This window comes from Nonomuraea solani (genome assembly GCF_900108335.1).
Lineage (GTDB): Bacteria > Actinomycetota > Actinomycetes > Streptosporangiales > Streptosporangiaceae > Nonomuraea > Nonomuraea solani.
The window spans coordinates 14565-29829 of the sequence record NZ_FNVT01000005.1; the positions used below are offsets into that span (position 1 = coordinate 14565).

General features: G+C 73.0%; 6 protein-coding genes. All 6 read right to left on the reverse strand.

All coding sequences use genetic code 11. From position 1 onward, the window contains the following. Window positions 1-17: 17 nt before the first annotated feature. Entirely contained in the window at window positions 18-1463 is a 1446-nt protein-coding gene (locus tag C4V41_RS19765) for an ABC transporter ATP-binding protein (RefSeq protein ID WP_103957393.1), read from the reverse strand. Further along, window positions 1460-2218 (reverse strand): ABC transporter permease subunit, encoded by a 759-nt coding sequence (locus C4V41_RS19770; RefSeq protein ID WP_235030255.1) that lies wholly within the window; start codon window positions 2216-2218, stop codon window positions 1460-1462. Before C4V41_RS19770 ends, C4V41_RS19765 begins: the two co-directional genes overlap by 4 nt. A gap of 131 nt (window positions 2219-2349) precedes the next feature. Beyond that, window positions 2350-3288, reverse strand: a complete 939-nt coding sequence (locus tag C4V41_RS19775) for an ABC transporter permease (RefSeq protein WP_103957904.1) — start codon at window positions 3286-3288, stop codon at window positions 2350-2352. Window positions 3289-3298: 10 nt separating this feature from the next. After that, the gene (locus tag C4V41_RS19780) at window positions 3299-4840 is read right to left on the reverse strand and encodes an ABC transporter substrate-binding protein (RefSeq protein WP_103957395.1); all 1542 of its coding nucleotides are present in this window, start codon (window positions 4838-4840) and stop codon (window positions 3299-3301) included. Window positions 4841-4851: 11 nt separating this feature from the next. Then, window positions 4852-11322 (reverse strand): type I polyketide synthase, encoded by a 6471-nt coding sequence (locus C4V41_RS19785; RefSeq protein WP_103957396.1) that lies wholly within the window; start codon window positions 11320-11322, stop codon window positions 4852-4854. Then, the gene (locus C4V41_RS19790; protein WP_103957397.1) at window positions 11319-15185 is read right to left on the reverse strand and encodes a non-ribosomal peptide synthetase; all 3867 of its coding nucleotides are present in this window, start codon (window positions 15183-15185) and stop codon (window positions 11319-11321) included. The genes C4V41_RS19785 and C4V41_RS19790 overlap by 4 nt, the downstream gene beginning before the upstream one ends. Window positions 15186-15265 lie beyond the last annotated feature (80 nt).

A 15265-nucleotide genomic window follows, 5' to 3' on the forward strand; every position in this document is an offset into this window, starting at 1 on the left:
GATGGGCGAGCAAGGGTTCATAGGGCGTCAAGAGAGAGCCTCCGGTCGTCGTGATGGGAACAGGAATCGGGGTGCAGCCGGCCTCCTTCGACCCGTAGCACGCGGTCGGCGCGGGCGGCCACGGCCGGGTCATGGGTGACCGCGAGGACGGCGAGGCCGGAGTCGTGGCGCAGCATGTCGATCAGGTCGAAGACCAGTGCGGCGGTACGGGCATCCAAGGCGGCGGTGATCTCGTCGGCCAGCAACACGGCCGGACCTCCGGCGAGCGCTCTGGCGAGCGCGACCCGCTGGCGTTGACCGCCCGACAATGCGGCCGGATACCGGTACGCCAGCTCCTGCGGCAACCCGACGGTGGCCAGCAGTTGGAGAGCCTCCTCGCGGGCGACCCTGCGGCTGAGCCCGCGTAGTGTGCGCAAGGGCCGGGCAAGTGCCGCCCCGACGGTGCGGGCCGGGTTGAGCACGCCGAGGGGGTTCTGCCCCACCAGGGCCAGAGCCCGTACCGCGGCCGGGCTCCGCTCGGTCACGACCCAGGGCAGCGGTTCCCCGACTACGGTGGCGCATCCGTGTTCGGCGGGGTGCAGCCCGGCGAAAACGCGCAACAGTGTGCTCTTCCCCGAGCCGGACGGCCCGAGCACGGCCACGGTCTCGCCCGGCGAGATCGCGAGGTCGACGTCCGACAGCAGCGGCAGCCCACCGGGCGGCTGCGCGACGGTCACCCCACGCACCTCCAGCACCGGCTCGGCGCCCGCTCCCGGTTTCCGGGTCGTCGCACCACGGACCGGCGTCCGTGGTGCGACATCGTTCCCTTTACCCGGGCCGAGCCGTACAACGTGGTCCGCCAGCTCGCTCACCACGCTCATGTCGTGCGAGACGACGAGCGTCACTGACCGGCCGTCGCCGCGACGCCGCCGTACCTGCTCCAGGGCCAGTGCGAGCGCGGCCGGGTCCAGTGCGCTGGTCGGCTCGTCCAGCACGAGCAGTTCGGGGTCGCCCGCCAGAGCGCGGGCGAGTGCCACTCGCTGCGCCTGCCCACCCGAGAGCTGGTGCGGGCGGCGTTGACCGATATCGGCGGGGTCCAGGCCGACCTCGGCGAGCGCCCGTTCTTCGGCACCACCAGTTCGGGCGGCTCTCGGCAGGGCCTCGCGCACGGCCGCCCGCGCATCCAGCAGGGGATGCAGCGCGGATGCCGGGTCCTGTCCGAGGAAGCCGACGGTGCGCCGGCGCCAGCGACGTGGGGCTCGTACGGCGGCACCGTGCCACTCGATCCGCCCGCCCGCATGCGTCAGGCCGGAGGGCAGCGCACCAAGTACGGCCCGCAGCACGGTCGTCTTGCCCGCTCCGGACGGCCCTACCAGGGCAAGCACCTCGCCGGGTACGATCCGCAGGTCCAGCCGGTCGACGATCAGCGTTCCGGCCCTGTCAGTGACGGTGAGCCCGCGAACGGTGAGGCCGCGCCGGCTCACGAGAGGCCGTCCCGGGCGACGAGGGAGTGGGAGAGTGCCGCCACGCTGCCGGCCAGGACCGCCAAGGCCACCGCCGGCGCGATCGTCGCCGCCGGGTTGAGTCCCAGGCCTTGGAGGTTCTCGCGGAGCATGGCGGCCCAGTCCGGCGCGGGCGGCGCAGGCCCGAAGCCGAGGACGTTGAGCGCGGCGGCGAGTTGCACGGCCAGCACCAGTCGCTGGCCGAGGTCCGCGCAGACGAGCCCGGCGTGCGCGGGGAGGACCTCGCGCAGTAGTACGGTGCCACCCGGCTCCCCCCGGGACAGTGCCGCCTCGACGTAGCCCGTGTGCCTCGCCGCGGCCGTGGCGTCGGCGACCACTCGCAGGGTCAGCGGCGTGCCGCCCAGAACGGTGCCGGCGATCACCGCCACGGGACCGGGCAACGCCACCACCGCGAGCAGCGCGAGCAACAGCAGGGGCAGGGCCAGCAGCAGGTCGGCGGCCCCGGCGACGGCGCGCCCGAGCCGTCCGCGGCTCCAGCCCACCCAGAGCCCGCCCGCCACCCCCAGAGCCGACGCCGTCAACGCGGCGGCCAGCGAGGTCAGGGTCAGGTCCCGGCCACCGGCCAGGACCCTGGCGAGCACGTCCCTGCCCAGCGCATCGGCACCAAAGGGCAGTCCCGATGCGACCCCCGCCCATGGGGGCGCGACTATCGCGGCCGGGTCGTGCCAGGCCATCACCTCACCACCGAGCGCGACCAGGAGCACAACGCCGGACAAGCCCCCGAAGACGAATACGGCAGGCGAACGGCGTTTGGCCGGCGGGGATCCGTCCTGTTCGGCACTGCGCGCCGGAATCGACCCGTCCGCCGTACCCCCTGCCCGCTTCAGGAGAGAGCCGTTCGCACGCTTCATGGGCGGGCTGCCTTGGAGGGTCGGCGTGGGGCGACAGCGTCGGCTGCGAGGAGACCGGCGACCACAACCGCCGCGGCCAGCAGGGCGACGCTCTGGACGACCGGCACGTCCCTTGTGGAGACGGCGGTGACCAGCAACTCCCCCAGCCCCGCCAGCCCGAACAGGGTCTCCGCCACGGCCGCGCCCGCCACCAGCCCACCGAGAGTCACGGCAAGGAGGCGGGTGGCGGGCGCGGCGATCATCGGCAGCACGTACCGGAACGCGATGGTGGCCGATGACAGGCCGCGCAGTTCGGCGTCACCCACATAGGGCCGGACCACCACGTCCGCGATCGCCCCGCGGAGCAGGGCGGCACCATATGCGGCGATCGGCAGCGCGAGCGTGAGCACGGGAAGCACCAGCAGATCGGGCCGGCTCCAGGGAGGTTCTCCGGCGGGCAACATCGACACCGGCGGAAACAGCCCCCAGGCCGCGGACAGCCAGGCCACCAGCGCAGCGGCCACCACGGTCTGCGGAAGTGCCGCGCCCGCCACGATCAATGCGTTCGCCGTGGGCCGCAGCCACCTGGGTCCCCTCACGGCGGCCCACGCCAGGGTCGCCGTGAGGGGGACGCTGACCGCCAGCGCCGCCACGGTGAGGGTGAGCGTCACGCCGGCCCGCTCCGCGACCAGTTCGCCGATCGGCCGCCCGGTGATGAGCGAGACTCCCGGATCTCCGGTCAGCACCCCCGACAGCCAGTCCAGGTAGCGGACGTGCAGGGAACGGTCCAGCCCCTGCTCCGCCCTCAGCCGAGCGAGCTCCTCGGGAGTGGCACGACCGCCAGCGATGAGGTCCGCCGCGTCCCCCGGCAGCGCCGCCGTGCACAGGAAGATCACCGCTGAGGCGGCCGCCATCAGCAGTACGCTCTTGGCCAGTGCACGGCCCGGCCACGGCATCCGGCGCATCTCAGCCGTCCAAGCTCACCTGGTCGATGAACGCCGAGGCGAAGCCGATCCCCTCAGGTACGCCGCTCAGCCCTGCCTTGGCCAGGTCGAGCCGATCGCTGAGGGCCCAGATCGCGTAACCACCCTGCTCGCGGAGCCTGACCTGCAGATCGCCCAGGAGCCCGCGCCGCTTGGCGTCGTCCGGCTCGGCCAGGGCCCTGTCAAGGTCGGCCGACCAGGTACGGTCCTTCCATGCCGTCTCGTTGGTGGGAGAGTCGGGTGTGAGCGTCACTCTCACCACATCGAGAAAGTGGATGCCGCCCAGGTAGCTGAGGTAGAAGGGCTTGCGGGCGTAGACGGCGGAGAAGTAGGTGTCGGCCGGCTCCACGGCCACCTTCACCCGCATCCCGATCTCGGCGAGTTGCTGGGAGATCAGCGTGGCGGCACTGTCCATGCCCGGGTAGGCCGTGGTGGTGTGCAGCGTGAGTTCGACGCCGCCGGCGAGGCCGGCATCCGCCATCAGTTTCCTGGCCTGGGCGAGGTCGCGGGTGGGCTGTGCCAGGTTCGGCGGGCTGGTCGGGTCTTTGGGGGTGATGAGGTCGTTGCCGACTTCACCGTAGCCGAGGAAGACGGTGTCCAGGAGCTGTTGCCGGTCGAGGGCGAGCCGGACGGCCTCGCGTACCCGGAGGTCGTCGAAGGGCTTGGTGTCCATGCGCATGACCAGCGGGTACAGAGTGGCCCCCGGCCGGCGGAGCAGGCGTACCGCGCTGTTGCCCTCCTGCTGCTTGGCCAGCGTGGCGGGCACGCCCCCGGCCAGGTCGACCTGGCCGGACAGCAGCGCCTGGGCGCGCGCCTGCGGATCGGGGACGGCGCGTACCTCGATGGTCTTGGCGGGCGGCTTGGGACCCCACCAGGTGTCGTTCCGCTCGTACACCACCGCTTGTGCCCCGCCCTTGTTCGTCGGGCGGAACGGGCCGGAGCCCGGGACCGGCTTGCCGAAGTCGTCACTCCCCTCCGGCACGACGAACGTCGCGCCCTCCAGCGCCTTGCCGACCTCGGCGTAGGGCTTCCTGGTCGTCAGCTCGAAGGTGGTGTCGTCGATCGCCTTGGAGGCGTCAAGGTCGAACATGGCCATGCGGCCGAAGTTCTCCGCCTCCTTCTTGCCCATCCGGCGCAGTGAGAACAGCGCGTCGGCCGCCTTGACCTGGCGACCGTCGGAGAAGGTGGCGTCGCCACGGATGGTGATGCGCCACCTGGTCAGGGTGGTGTCGGGCCGCCACTCGGTGGCCAGGCGCGGCTTGGTGGCGCCGTCGGCGCCGGGAACGGTGAGGACGTCATAGGTCAGGGCCATCCTGACCACGTCGCTCTCTCCGGGCAGCAGGCCGTGCGGGTCGGTGACGGCGTTGGACGGCGAGCCGGGAGCGGCGTAGCGCACGATGTCCGTGGCGACCGGCTGGGAAGCGGTGCCGGTCGACGCGGTGCCGGGCGCGGTCCCGGAACAGCCCGCCAGGAGGGTGACCGCAGTGACGACCGCCGCCGATCGGCGGCGGAGTTGGGAATGCATGGGAACCTTTCTCAAAGTCGCGCCAGCGCCCTGTCGAGCGCGGCGTTGATCAACCGGGCCACGGCGGGCAGCACAGGAGGGTGCAGCAGGCCGTAGTGATGGGCGTCGACTCCAGCGACCTCGATGGGCCCGGCCAGGGAGCGTCCCCAGCCGAGGTCGGGCCGGCCCGGCGGGGTGTCGTCGACGCCCATCCCGATGCCGGAGTTGCGGGGTGACAACCGTTCCGCCCGGATCAGCAACGTGGCCGTGTCCGGGTCGGCCAGCCGCCGTGGAGTGTGGGCGGCCAGCGCCCGCAGGTGCCTGGCGAACACGGCCACACGCCCCGCCAGGTTCTCGCCGCGGCCCAGCAGCCGGTGCTCGCGCAGCCGGTCGGCGACCGCGGCCATGCGCCCTTCCGCAGGTACGTCACCGATGCTCAGGTCGATGCCGAGGTAGGCTTCCAGGGCGTGCAGGTGCCGTACCGTCACCTCCCATTCGACCTCGGCCGCGTCGCTGCCTGGAACCTCTCGGATGAGCGCGGGATCGTTGGAGTCGAGCATCGCCAGCAGCGCGGTGTGCCGGCCGCCGGCGTGGAGCAGCCGGGCCATTTCCTGGGCCACGGTGCCGCCCATCGACCAGCCGCCCAGCAGCCAAGGGCCCGCTCCCGGGCCGCCGGAGGCGTCGATCGCCCGCACGTACTGCTCGGCGATGCCCTCGACCGTCTCGGGTCCGGGCCCGTACGCGCCCGCCAGCTCGGGGTCGGCCAGTGCCACGACGTCCACGCGGAGGTCCAGCAGCCGGGACAGCTCGGCGTAGCACAGCACGTCCCCGCCCGAGGGGTGGGCGAGGTACAGCGTGGGGCGGGTCGCTCCGCCCGGCTCGGCGCGCAGCGGCAGCACGATGTCCCGCACCGGGCCGGCCTCGACCACCGCTCGCGGGGCCGGTTTGCGGTGGGCGGGCGGTGCGGCGTCGTCGGAGAGGGCCGGGACGGCGAGCGGAGGCTCGGGCCGGGTCCATGCCTCGGCCGACGTGGCAAGCTCGCGCACCCGTGCCACGTGCTCGGCGATCGCCGCCTCCAGCTCGTCGCCGGGCAGGACGCCGTCCAGCGCGTCCCATTGCAGCCGCAGCTCGCCGTCGTGTTCGAGCACCTGGTGGTCGAGCCAGGTCTGCGGAGTCTGCGAGACCGCGTACACCTGCTCTCCGGCCCACTCCAGGTTGCCGCCGCCGTCCACCATGTCCGTGATGCCGAGCGCGCTGGTGAACACCACGGGCACCGGCCGCACCTCCCCCGTCCTTGCGGCCTGCTCCGCGAGCACATCCAGTGCGGAGAAGCCGCGGTGGTCGAGGTCGTCGAACATCCTGGCCTGGGTGGCGGCCGCCCGCTCGACGAAGCCGGCGGCGGGCTCGGCGGGGACCTCGTGCAGCAGCAGGGAGGTGAAGTCACCGACGACCCGATCGACGTGCGGATGGATGGCCGGACGGTCGAAGAGGGTCAGCGTCACGCAGAATCCCGCCGATCCAGACCAACGGGCCAGTACGTCGGCGTAGACGGTCAGCAGCGCCGCCGCCGGGGTGACCCGGTGCCGGGCGGAGGCCTCCCTGAGTGCCGCCCATTCCTCGCGGGCCAGCCGCGCGGAGCGCCGTACGAACCTGGGAGGCGTCCCGCCCGGGTCGTGAACCGGCAGGTGGGGCGGGCCAGGGAGCGTGTCGAGGCGACCGCGCCAGTAGGTCGCGGCGCGGTCGTCACGCCGTCGCTCCAGGGCGGCCGCGCAGGCCGCCGGGTGCAGATCCAACGGTGGTAGCGGGGCACCAGGGTTCTGGTAGAGGGCGTGCAGCTCGGACTCGATGATCCACCAGCTGGCGGCGTCGCAGATGAGCACGTCGACTCCGATGAACAGCCTGATCACGTCTCCGGGCAACCGGGCCGCCTGGATCTGTGCCAGCGGCCAGCGGTCGGGCGGGCCGGGCTTGGTGGACAGCTTTTCCCGCAGAACGGCCAGCCGTTCCGCCCTGCGGCTCTCCGTCGTCGAGGTCAGGTCGTGCGCCCGGATTCGGTACCGCGGCAGGTTGTCCAGCACGCGCAGCCGTCCCTCGGGTGTCGCCACGGCACGGAGCATGGGGTGGCGGGCCACGACCTGGTTCCACGCCTCCTCGAAGCGGTTGAGGTCCAGGCCGTGGCAGTCGTACTCGAGGAAGAAGTGGCAGGGCAGCTCCCCCCACTGGTAGCCGCCGTCCCGCCCGATCCAGTAGGCGTGCTGGACTCGTGTCATCGCGAAGGTGCCGTCGCCGTCCACGGCGTCCTCCTCCGGCGTGATCTCCGGATTCGGGTACGGCTGCGAGCCCGCCGATTCGATCAGCTTGGCGATGCCCGCCACGGTGGGTGAGGCCAGCAGGTCCCGCATGCCCGGCTGGACGCCGAAGCGTTCGCCCAGCGCGGCCAGCATCCGCACGCCCAGCAGGGAGTGGCCGCCGAGCGCGAAGAAGTCGGCGTTGGGATCGGTCACCGGGATGCCGAACAGCTCCGACCACAACTCGGTCACAGCCCGCTCGGCCGGAGACAGGCGCGCCACGTCGCCGCCGGTGGCCACGATCTGTCTCGGCTTCCCTGCCGCGATGATGCGCGGGTTGAGATCGGTCGCGGCGACCGACACGATCGGGGGCACAATGCCCGACTCGCGTGCTGCCAGCAGCCGGTCCAACGCGTTGGTACCGGTGGCCGCGTCGAGCGCGTCGGCGAGGACGACGGTGGCCTCGGCACCGTCCTCGGCCACCCGCCAACCGTCCCAGACCGCGCTGACCCACTGGGTGACGCCGGGCGCCGCGAGGCCGAGCGCGTCCATCGCGGCGTTGGCCGCCGCGTAGGGGCCCATTCCGACACCACCCACCAGAGTGGTCACCGAGGACATGAGGAGCACCGTCCGGGGACGGCGCTCCGCCGGCAGCGCGGCGATCGCGTCCTTGAGCGCGAGCACTCCCCCGGCCTTGGCCCGCACATGCGCGGCCGCTTGGCCGAGGTCTAGCGACCGCAGCGGATCCAGCCGTGTCCCCGCGACCACGCCGGCCGCATGGACGATGAGCTCAATGGGTTCGCCGGCGGAGAGTTCCTCGATCAGGGCCGAGGTCGCGGCAAGGTCGGCGGCGTCACAAGCCCGCACGTCCACACCGGCCTCGGCGAGCGCGGTTCCCCGGCGACCCGCCGTACGCGATGTGACGACCACCCGATGCCCGCGTGCGGCCAGATGCCGGGCGAACAACTGCCCGACCGCCCCAAGCCCACCGGTGATCAGCACGGTGCCGGTCCGCTTGGCGCTCCGTCCGGTGCGGGCTGGGCTCCAAGGCGCCAAGCGACGTCGCCACCTGGTTGCGCCGCGCAGTGCGGTTTCGGTTCCTGTCCCTTCTTCGCTCGTGAGGGCGCCGAGCTCACGCAGCACGGCATCCGCCTCGGCGGCGGGGCCGGCCGGCTTGCCCAGATCGAACGTGGCCCATCGCAACCCGGGCTGCTCCTGACCGAGCACTCGCGGGAGCACGCGGACGGCCGCCTGAGCCGGGTCGGGTGATGCGTCGCCACCGACCTGCTCGCCATGCCGGGTGACCAAGAGCAGACACGGCTGCTCGGCCTGCTCGGCCGCCACGGATGCGACCTCACCGAACGCGAGCACGGCAGCGATGACGGCGTCGGCGTCCGGCTCGGCGGCCCGCGCATCGCCGTCCCCCGTCGCCACCGCGACCAGTCCGGTCAAGGGCTCGTCGGAAGCCGTGAGATCGGCCGCCTCCAGCCGGGCACGCAGCTCCTCCGCCAACCCGCCGGTCCCGGTCACGGCCCAGCGGCCGGCCGAGACCGGCTCCGGTTCGGCGGGGAGGACCTGGCTCCAGACCGGAACCTGGAGCGGCTCATCCGCATCGACCTCCACGGACGTGCCGGAAGGAGGAGGGTCGATCCACAAGCGGCGGCGCTGGAAGGCGTATCCGGGCGCGTGCACCCGCCGCCGACCGGCCGCGGACAGTGCGGCGAGGTCCACGGGCCGGCCGTGGGCCCACAGTACGCCGACCGCCTGCCGCACAGTCGCCGGCTCCGGCTCGTCCGGCACCAGCGTGGCCAGGACCGACCGCAGGCCGGGCAGGCTGTTCCTGCGGGCGAGGGCGGACAGTGTGGTTCCCGGCCCGACCTCCACGAGCAGGGTGTCTTCCTCGGAGCCGAGTGCCGCCCGCAATGCCTGCGCGAACCGTACGGGCTCGCGCAGTTGCCGCCTCCAGTGACCGCTATGCGCCAACTCGGCGCCGATCGAGGCGCCGGTGACCGTGCTGAACACGGGCACGGTGGGGGCGCCGCCCGTCAGCCCCGCCAGTGCCGCGCCCAGTCCAGGCAGTTCCGGCTCCATCAGCCGGGAGTGCATCGCGGCGTCCACCCGCAACCGGGTGCCCGTGATGTGACGTCGGCGCAGCTCATCCGCCAGCCGGTCGACGGCCGCTGCGGGCCCGGACACCACGCAGGCGGCCGGGGCGTTGACGGCGGCGAGGTCGAGGTCGGGATGGTGCGACAGCAGCTCGCGTACCTCGTCCTCGCCGAGCGGCACGGCGAGCATCGAGCCGTCACCGGCGGCTCTTGCGGCGGCGGCGCAGCGGGCGGCGACCAGCTTGGCGGCCTCGGGCAGCGGCAGCGCGCCACTCACCGCCGCGGCCGTGCACTCGCCCAGGCTGTGCCCGACGAAGGCGTCGGGCACAATGCCCCAGGACGTGAGCAGCCGCGCCGCTCCATACGACACGGCGAAGATGGCCGGCAATCCGAAGCCGGGGTCGCGGACGCGCGCCTCGTTGATTGCCGGGTCCATGCAATCACGGACGTCGGCGCTCAGCAGCGGGCGCAGCAGCGCCGCGCACTCGTCGACGGCCTGGGCGAAGACCGGCTCGTCACGGTAGAGCCCGCCGCCCATCCCGGGATACGCGCTCCCGGCGCCAGGAAAGGCGAACACCAGGCGCGGACCGGCCGCCTTGACCGGCGTCGCCGCAGCCAGCCCGGACCTGCCCACGCCCGCGACCCGGTAGACCAGCTCGGAACGTCCTTTCGCCAGCGTGTAGGCGAGATCGGCCTCGTCGGGTTCGGCTCGGGACACGAGAGCACGGGCGGTCCCGGCCGCCGCCTCAGGTGTGGCGGCCGAGACGGCCAGCAACTGGGGCCGCGGGTCGGCAAGGAGGGGCGGACGATGCGGGGCCGGCCCGAGCACGGCGTGACAGTTGGTCCCGCCGATGCCGAACGAGCTGACTCCGGCCAGTGAAGGAGTGTCCCACTCCCGGGTCTCGGCGATCACCTCGAACGGTGACCCCTCCAGGCCGAGCAGCGGGTTGAGCGGATGGGCGTGCAGCGACGCGGGCAGCACCCGGTGCTGTACAGCCAGGACGGCCTTGATGAACGAGGCGATGCCGGCGGCCGAGTTCGCGTGGCCGATGTTGCCCTTCACCGAGCCGAGCCCACACCACGCCGGTCCGGTGTCGCCGAACACCCGCCGCAACGCGGCCACCTCGATGGGATCGCCCAGCGCGGTGGCGGTGCCGTGCGCCTCGACGAGACCGATCTCGCGCGGCGACGCACCGGCCACCGCGAGCGCTTCGGCCACCGCCCGAGCCTGGCCTCGCAGCGACGGCGCGGTGAACCCGGCCTTGTCGGCCCCGTCGTTGTTCACCGCCGAGCCGTGCAGCACGGCGAGAACCGGGTCGCCGTCGGCCAGCGCGTCGTCCAGGCGGCGCAGCACCACCACGCCCGCGCCCTGGGTGTAGACGATGCCGGTGCCGTCCGCGCTGAACGGCCTGATCGTCCCGTCCGCCGCGTACACGCCGCCTGCGACGTGCACGTACCCCTGGCCCTGCGGCACGATCAGCGACACTCCGCCCGCGAGCGCGGTGTCGCACTCGCCGGACAGCAGCGACTGCGCGGCCAGGTGCACGGCGACCAGCGAGGTCGAGCAGCTCGATGCCACCGCCACCGCGGGACCTGTCAGGTTCAGCCGGTAGGCCGTCTGCAGCGGAAGGTAGTCGGCCTGGGTGGAGATCGCCGTCTGCAGGCTGCCGAGCGGGTCCCGTCCGGCGCCGGTCGGGTTCCACCGGCCGGCGAGGTTGCTCGCCAGGTAGGCGCTCTGCATGGCGCCGGCGAAGACGCCGACCGCGCCTGCTCCGCGTCCGCCGCCGTGACCGGCGTGCTCCAGCGCGTGCCAGGAGCATTCGAGGAAGAGGCGTTGCTGGGGGTCGAGCAGGGCCGCCTCGGCGTCGCTGAACCCGAACGGCTCGGGGTCGAAGTCCGCCTGCCCCTCGATGAGTCCGCCCACGGGGACGAAGCCGGGGTGTGCCCGTAGCCTGCCTGGCACGCCGCGGGCGGCCAGCTCGTCGTCGGTGAACCTGGTCAGCCCTTCGCGGCCATCCCGCAACAACTCCCAGTACGCTTCGGCGTCAGGCGCGCCGGGAAAGCGGCAGGCCAGGCCGACGACGGCGATCCGGTGCTGCGCGGCGGTCATCCGGCGAGCTCCGCCGCAAGCGCCCGGGCCGCGCGGCGGGCGGCGGCCTGGTCAGAGGCGGGCCCGGATGCCGGCGGCGGGCTTTCCCGCGCCGGCGGGATGGCCTCGGCCTCTCTGCGGGCGGTGATGAAGGTGGCAAGCTCCCGGACCGTGGGCCGGGCGAACATGTCCACCACCGTCAGTCCCTCGTCGAGCTCGGCTCTGAGCGTGCGGTGGGCGAGCACCATGGTCAGGGATGAGGCTCCCAGCCGGAAGAAGGGGGTGCTCACGTCGACCGGTGTCTTGAGCAGCTCGCTGAACACTCTGGCCACGGCCCGCTCCACCTGCGGATCGGGGCCCGCCAGCGACGTGGCCGGGGCAGGAGGCGGCGCTTCCTGGTGGGACGCGGGCTGCGGGACGGCGCTGAGCGCGGCGAGTGCGGGCGGCGTGGCGAGTGGCGGCGTCGTGGCCGGTTGCGGCGCCGTGGCGATGTCACGTGTGGGCGGCCCGTCGGCGCCACCCTCGACGACGAGTTCCATAACCCCGTCGGGCGACACGGTGAGACTGAGACGCAGCCCCCGGATGATCGTGGCACTGATCGCCTTCGCATGCGATGCCGTCGCGGCAGGTGCCTGCACCCGGAGGCCGTCATCCGGCACGGGAGCCTCGTCCTCAACCGGGCTCCCGGATGCCCGGTAGGGGTTCGCGAGCGCCTTGTAATCGATCTTGCCGTTGCCGGTGATCGGCAAGCCGTCCATGACCAGAAAGCGGTTGGGCACCATGAAGCCGGGCAGGCTCGCCCGTAGGGTCTCGACCAGCTCGTCGTCCGAGGGCGGCGCCGCGGGGTCGGCGGGCACCACGTAACAGACCAGCCTGGGCCGGTCGTCGGGCCCGGGCACCGCGCGAGCCACCGCCTGCCGCACGGCGGGAAGCCGGTCGAGCGTGGCCTCGATCTCGCCCAGCTCGATCCGGTGCCCCCGGATCTTGACCTGCCGGTCCAGCCGGCCGAGGAACTCGATCGTGCCGTCGTACCGCCAGCGGCCGAGGTCGCCGGTGCGGTAGAGGCGGCGGCGCAGGATCGGGTGCGCGATGAACCGCTCGGCCGTCTGCGCGGGATCACCGACGTAGCCGCGGGCCAGCCCGTCGCCGCCGATGTGCAGCTCGCCGGACTCGCCCACCGGGCAGGGCCGGCCGTGTTCGTCGAGGACGTGGAAGGATTGACCGCGTAGCGCCCTGCCGTACGGGATGCTCGGCCAGGACGGATCGACCTGCCCGATGGGGTGGCAGATCGACCAGATCGACGCCTCGGTCGCCCCGCCCAGGCTGACCACCTCGGCGTCCGGCGCCAGCGCCCGCAGCCGGTCGGGCAGCGTCACCGGGATCCAGTCGGCCGACAGGAACACCAGCCGCAGCGTGGCCAGCGCGTCGCGCACCGCCTCCGGCTCCAGCTCGGCGTACTCCACCAGCATCTCCAGCAGGGCGGGAGCGGTATTCCACACGGTGACCCGGTGGCGGGCCATGAGCTCCAGCCAGTGGCCGGGGTCGCGCTGGCGGTGGGCCTCTGGCACCACTACGGCGCCTCCTGAACCGAGCACCGAGAAGATGTCGTAGACCGACAGGTCGAAGCTGTACGCCGACAGGGCCAGCACCCGGTCGTCCGGGCCGAGTGGGAACCGGGCGTCGAGGTCGTCGAGGGTGGTACGGGCAGCACGGTGCTCGATGGCCACGCCCTTGGGCCGCCCGGTCGAGCCCGAGGTGAAGATCGCGTAGGCGACGTCGTCCGGCGCGGGCCGTCGCGGCTCCTCAGAGTCCGATCGCTGGAGGACGCCGTCGGCGTCGAGCCGGTGCACGCCGACGTGGTCCGGCCAGGCGGTGTCGTCGGCCTCCGGCGCCAGCAGCGCCGTCCGGATCGAAGCCTGCTCGCTCAGGGAGGCCACCCGGCCGGCGGGCCAGGAGGGTTCGACGGGCACGTACCCGGCTCCACTGGCCAGGACACCGAGCAGAGCGGTGACCTGCGCGATGCCCTTGTCCGCCACGACCGCCACCAGGTCGCCCGGTCCGATCCCGAGCGCCGCCAGTGCGCGGCCGGTGCGCAGGGCGCGCTCGGCCAGGTCCCCCGCCGTCACCTCGCGGGTCAGGTCGAGCAGGGCGGGCGCGGAGAGGGCCGGTCCGGCGGCGGCGCGCAGCGGGTCGTCCAGGAGTGGACCGGCCCCGCCGAACGCCCCGCCCGCCACGTCCTCATCGGCGAGGAACGACGGGTCCCAGCCGAGCGCGGGGTCGGTCCACAGCTCCGGCTCGGTGGCCAGCCGCCGCAGGAGGCGGACGTGCGCGGCCAGCATGCCGTCGACGAACCCGGCCGGCAGCGCGCCGTCCACGGCGTCCCAGGCGATGCGGAGCCGGCCGTCCTCGTCCCAGACGATGTGGTCCAGCATCACCTGGGGCGTCTGTGAGACGCCGAAGACCTCGGCGCCGAGCCAGGCGGCAGGCGGCTCGCCTGAGCCTGCCAGGCCGATGCCGCTGGTGAAGACGACGGTGTGGGTGGGCAGGGGCAGGCCCGTGGCCGGGTCGGTCACCCGGGGGCGCTCTCCCGACTCGATCGCGGTACGCAGCGCCTCCATGCCGGAGACGGCCCGGTGGTCGAGATCGGTCCAGAACTGGCGGTTGACGGCCGCGGCGTAGCCGGCGAAGCCGTACCAGCGGCCGGGGTCGGCGACGGGGATCTCCACCAGGACGGTGCTGGTGAAGTCGCCGACGATGCTGTCCAGGCCGGGGGTGTCATCGCCGAGGGCGAGGTCGTCGCGGTCGAAGAGGGTGGTGTTGAGGCAGAAGGGGTCGCGGGCGCCCCAGCGCTGCAGCACCAGGCCGAAGGCGGCCAGCAGCAGGCCGGTGGGGCTCAGCCCGTGCGCCGCACCCTGCTTGCGCAACTGCGCCCACTCTTCGGCGGGCAACTCGGCGGCGTGCCGGACAAGGCGGTGACCGCTGAACTCGGCCGGTCCGCGGGTCCAGGGCAACGCGGGACCGTCCGGCAGGCCGGGCGCGCGGCGGGCCCAGTAGGCGGAGTCCAGCTCGCGGCGCCGCAGCTCGGCCGGATCCGCCAGCCGGCGCCGTACGAGGTCGGCGAAGCCGAGGGGCGGCGGGGGCAGCTCCAGACCGGGATCGGCCGTGTACAGGCCCCACTCGCGCATCAGCCGCATCCAGCTCATGAGGTCCAGGGCCAGCACGTCCACGCCGACGAACAACCGGCTGCGACCGTCCGGCAGCAACGCCGCACGCAGGTCGAACAGCGGCCACCGGTCGGTGGGCAGCACCTGGTGCGAGCACTCCGCGCGCAACGCCTCCAGTGCCTGCTCGGCCCGTTCCGGACTCTCACCACGCAGGTCGGTGCGGGCGATGGTGTACTCCGGCACCTGGTCGAGGACCATCTGCCGGGCATCGGCGCCCACGACCATGCGCAGCATCGGATGCCGCCGGACGAGCCGGTTCCACGCGGTCTCCAAACAGTCGAGGTCCGCCTCTTGAGAGCCCCGCTGCCCGCGGTCGTACTCGAAGTAGTAGAAGGTCGCCACTCCCCCTAGCGGGAACGCGGGATCCCGGCCGACCAGGTAGGCCGTCTGGATCGGAGTCAGCGGGAAGGACTCCCCGTCCTCGGCGGGCTCGTCCGGGACGATCCCGGTGGCGACCGTTCGCGCGGTCGCGGCCCCGAGGAAGGCCGTCAGCGGGAGTTCGAGGCCGGACTCCTCCAGCAGGCGCCGGCGCAGGCGCACGGCGGTGAAGGACTCAAGCCCCAAGGCGGTGAGCGGGGCGTCGGGGTCCAGGTCGGAGAGCCGGAGTTCCAGTACGTCGGCCAGGCAGGCGAGCACTTCTTCGACGGTGGCGGAACTCAAGGGTGGCCCCTTCCTCAAACACGGTAATGGAAACGGTTATCATTGCTACACAACTTCGCCGGTTTGTCTAGATCTTGAAA

Coding starts and splice junctions, on each gene's coding strand:
- C4V41_RS19775 (WP_103957904.1), bottom strand. CDS start 3,288: ATGCCGTGGCCGGGCCGTGCACTGGCCAAGAGCGTACTGCTGATGGCG.
- C4V41_RS19785 (WP_103957396.1), bottom strand. CDS start 11,322: ATGACCGCCGCGCAGCACCGGATCGCCGTCGTCGGCCTGGCCTGCCGC.
- C4V41_RS19780 (WP_103957395.1), bottom strand. CDS start 4,840: ATGCATTCCCAACTCCGCCGCCGATCGGCGGCGGTCGTCACTGCGGTC.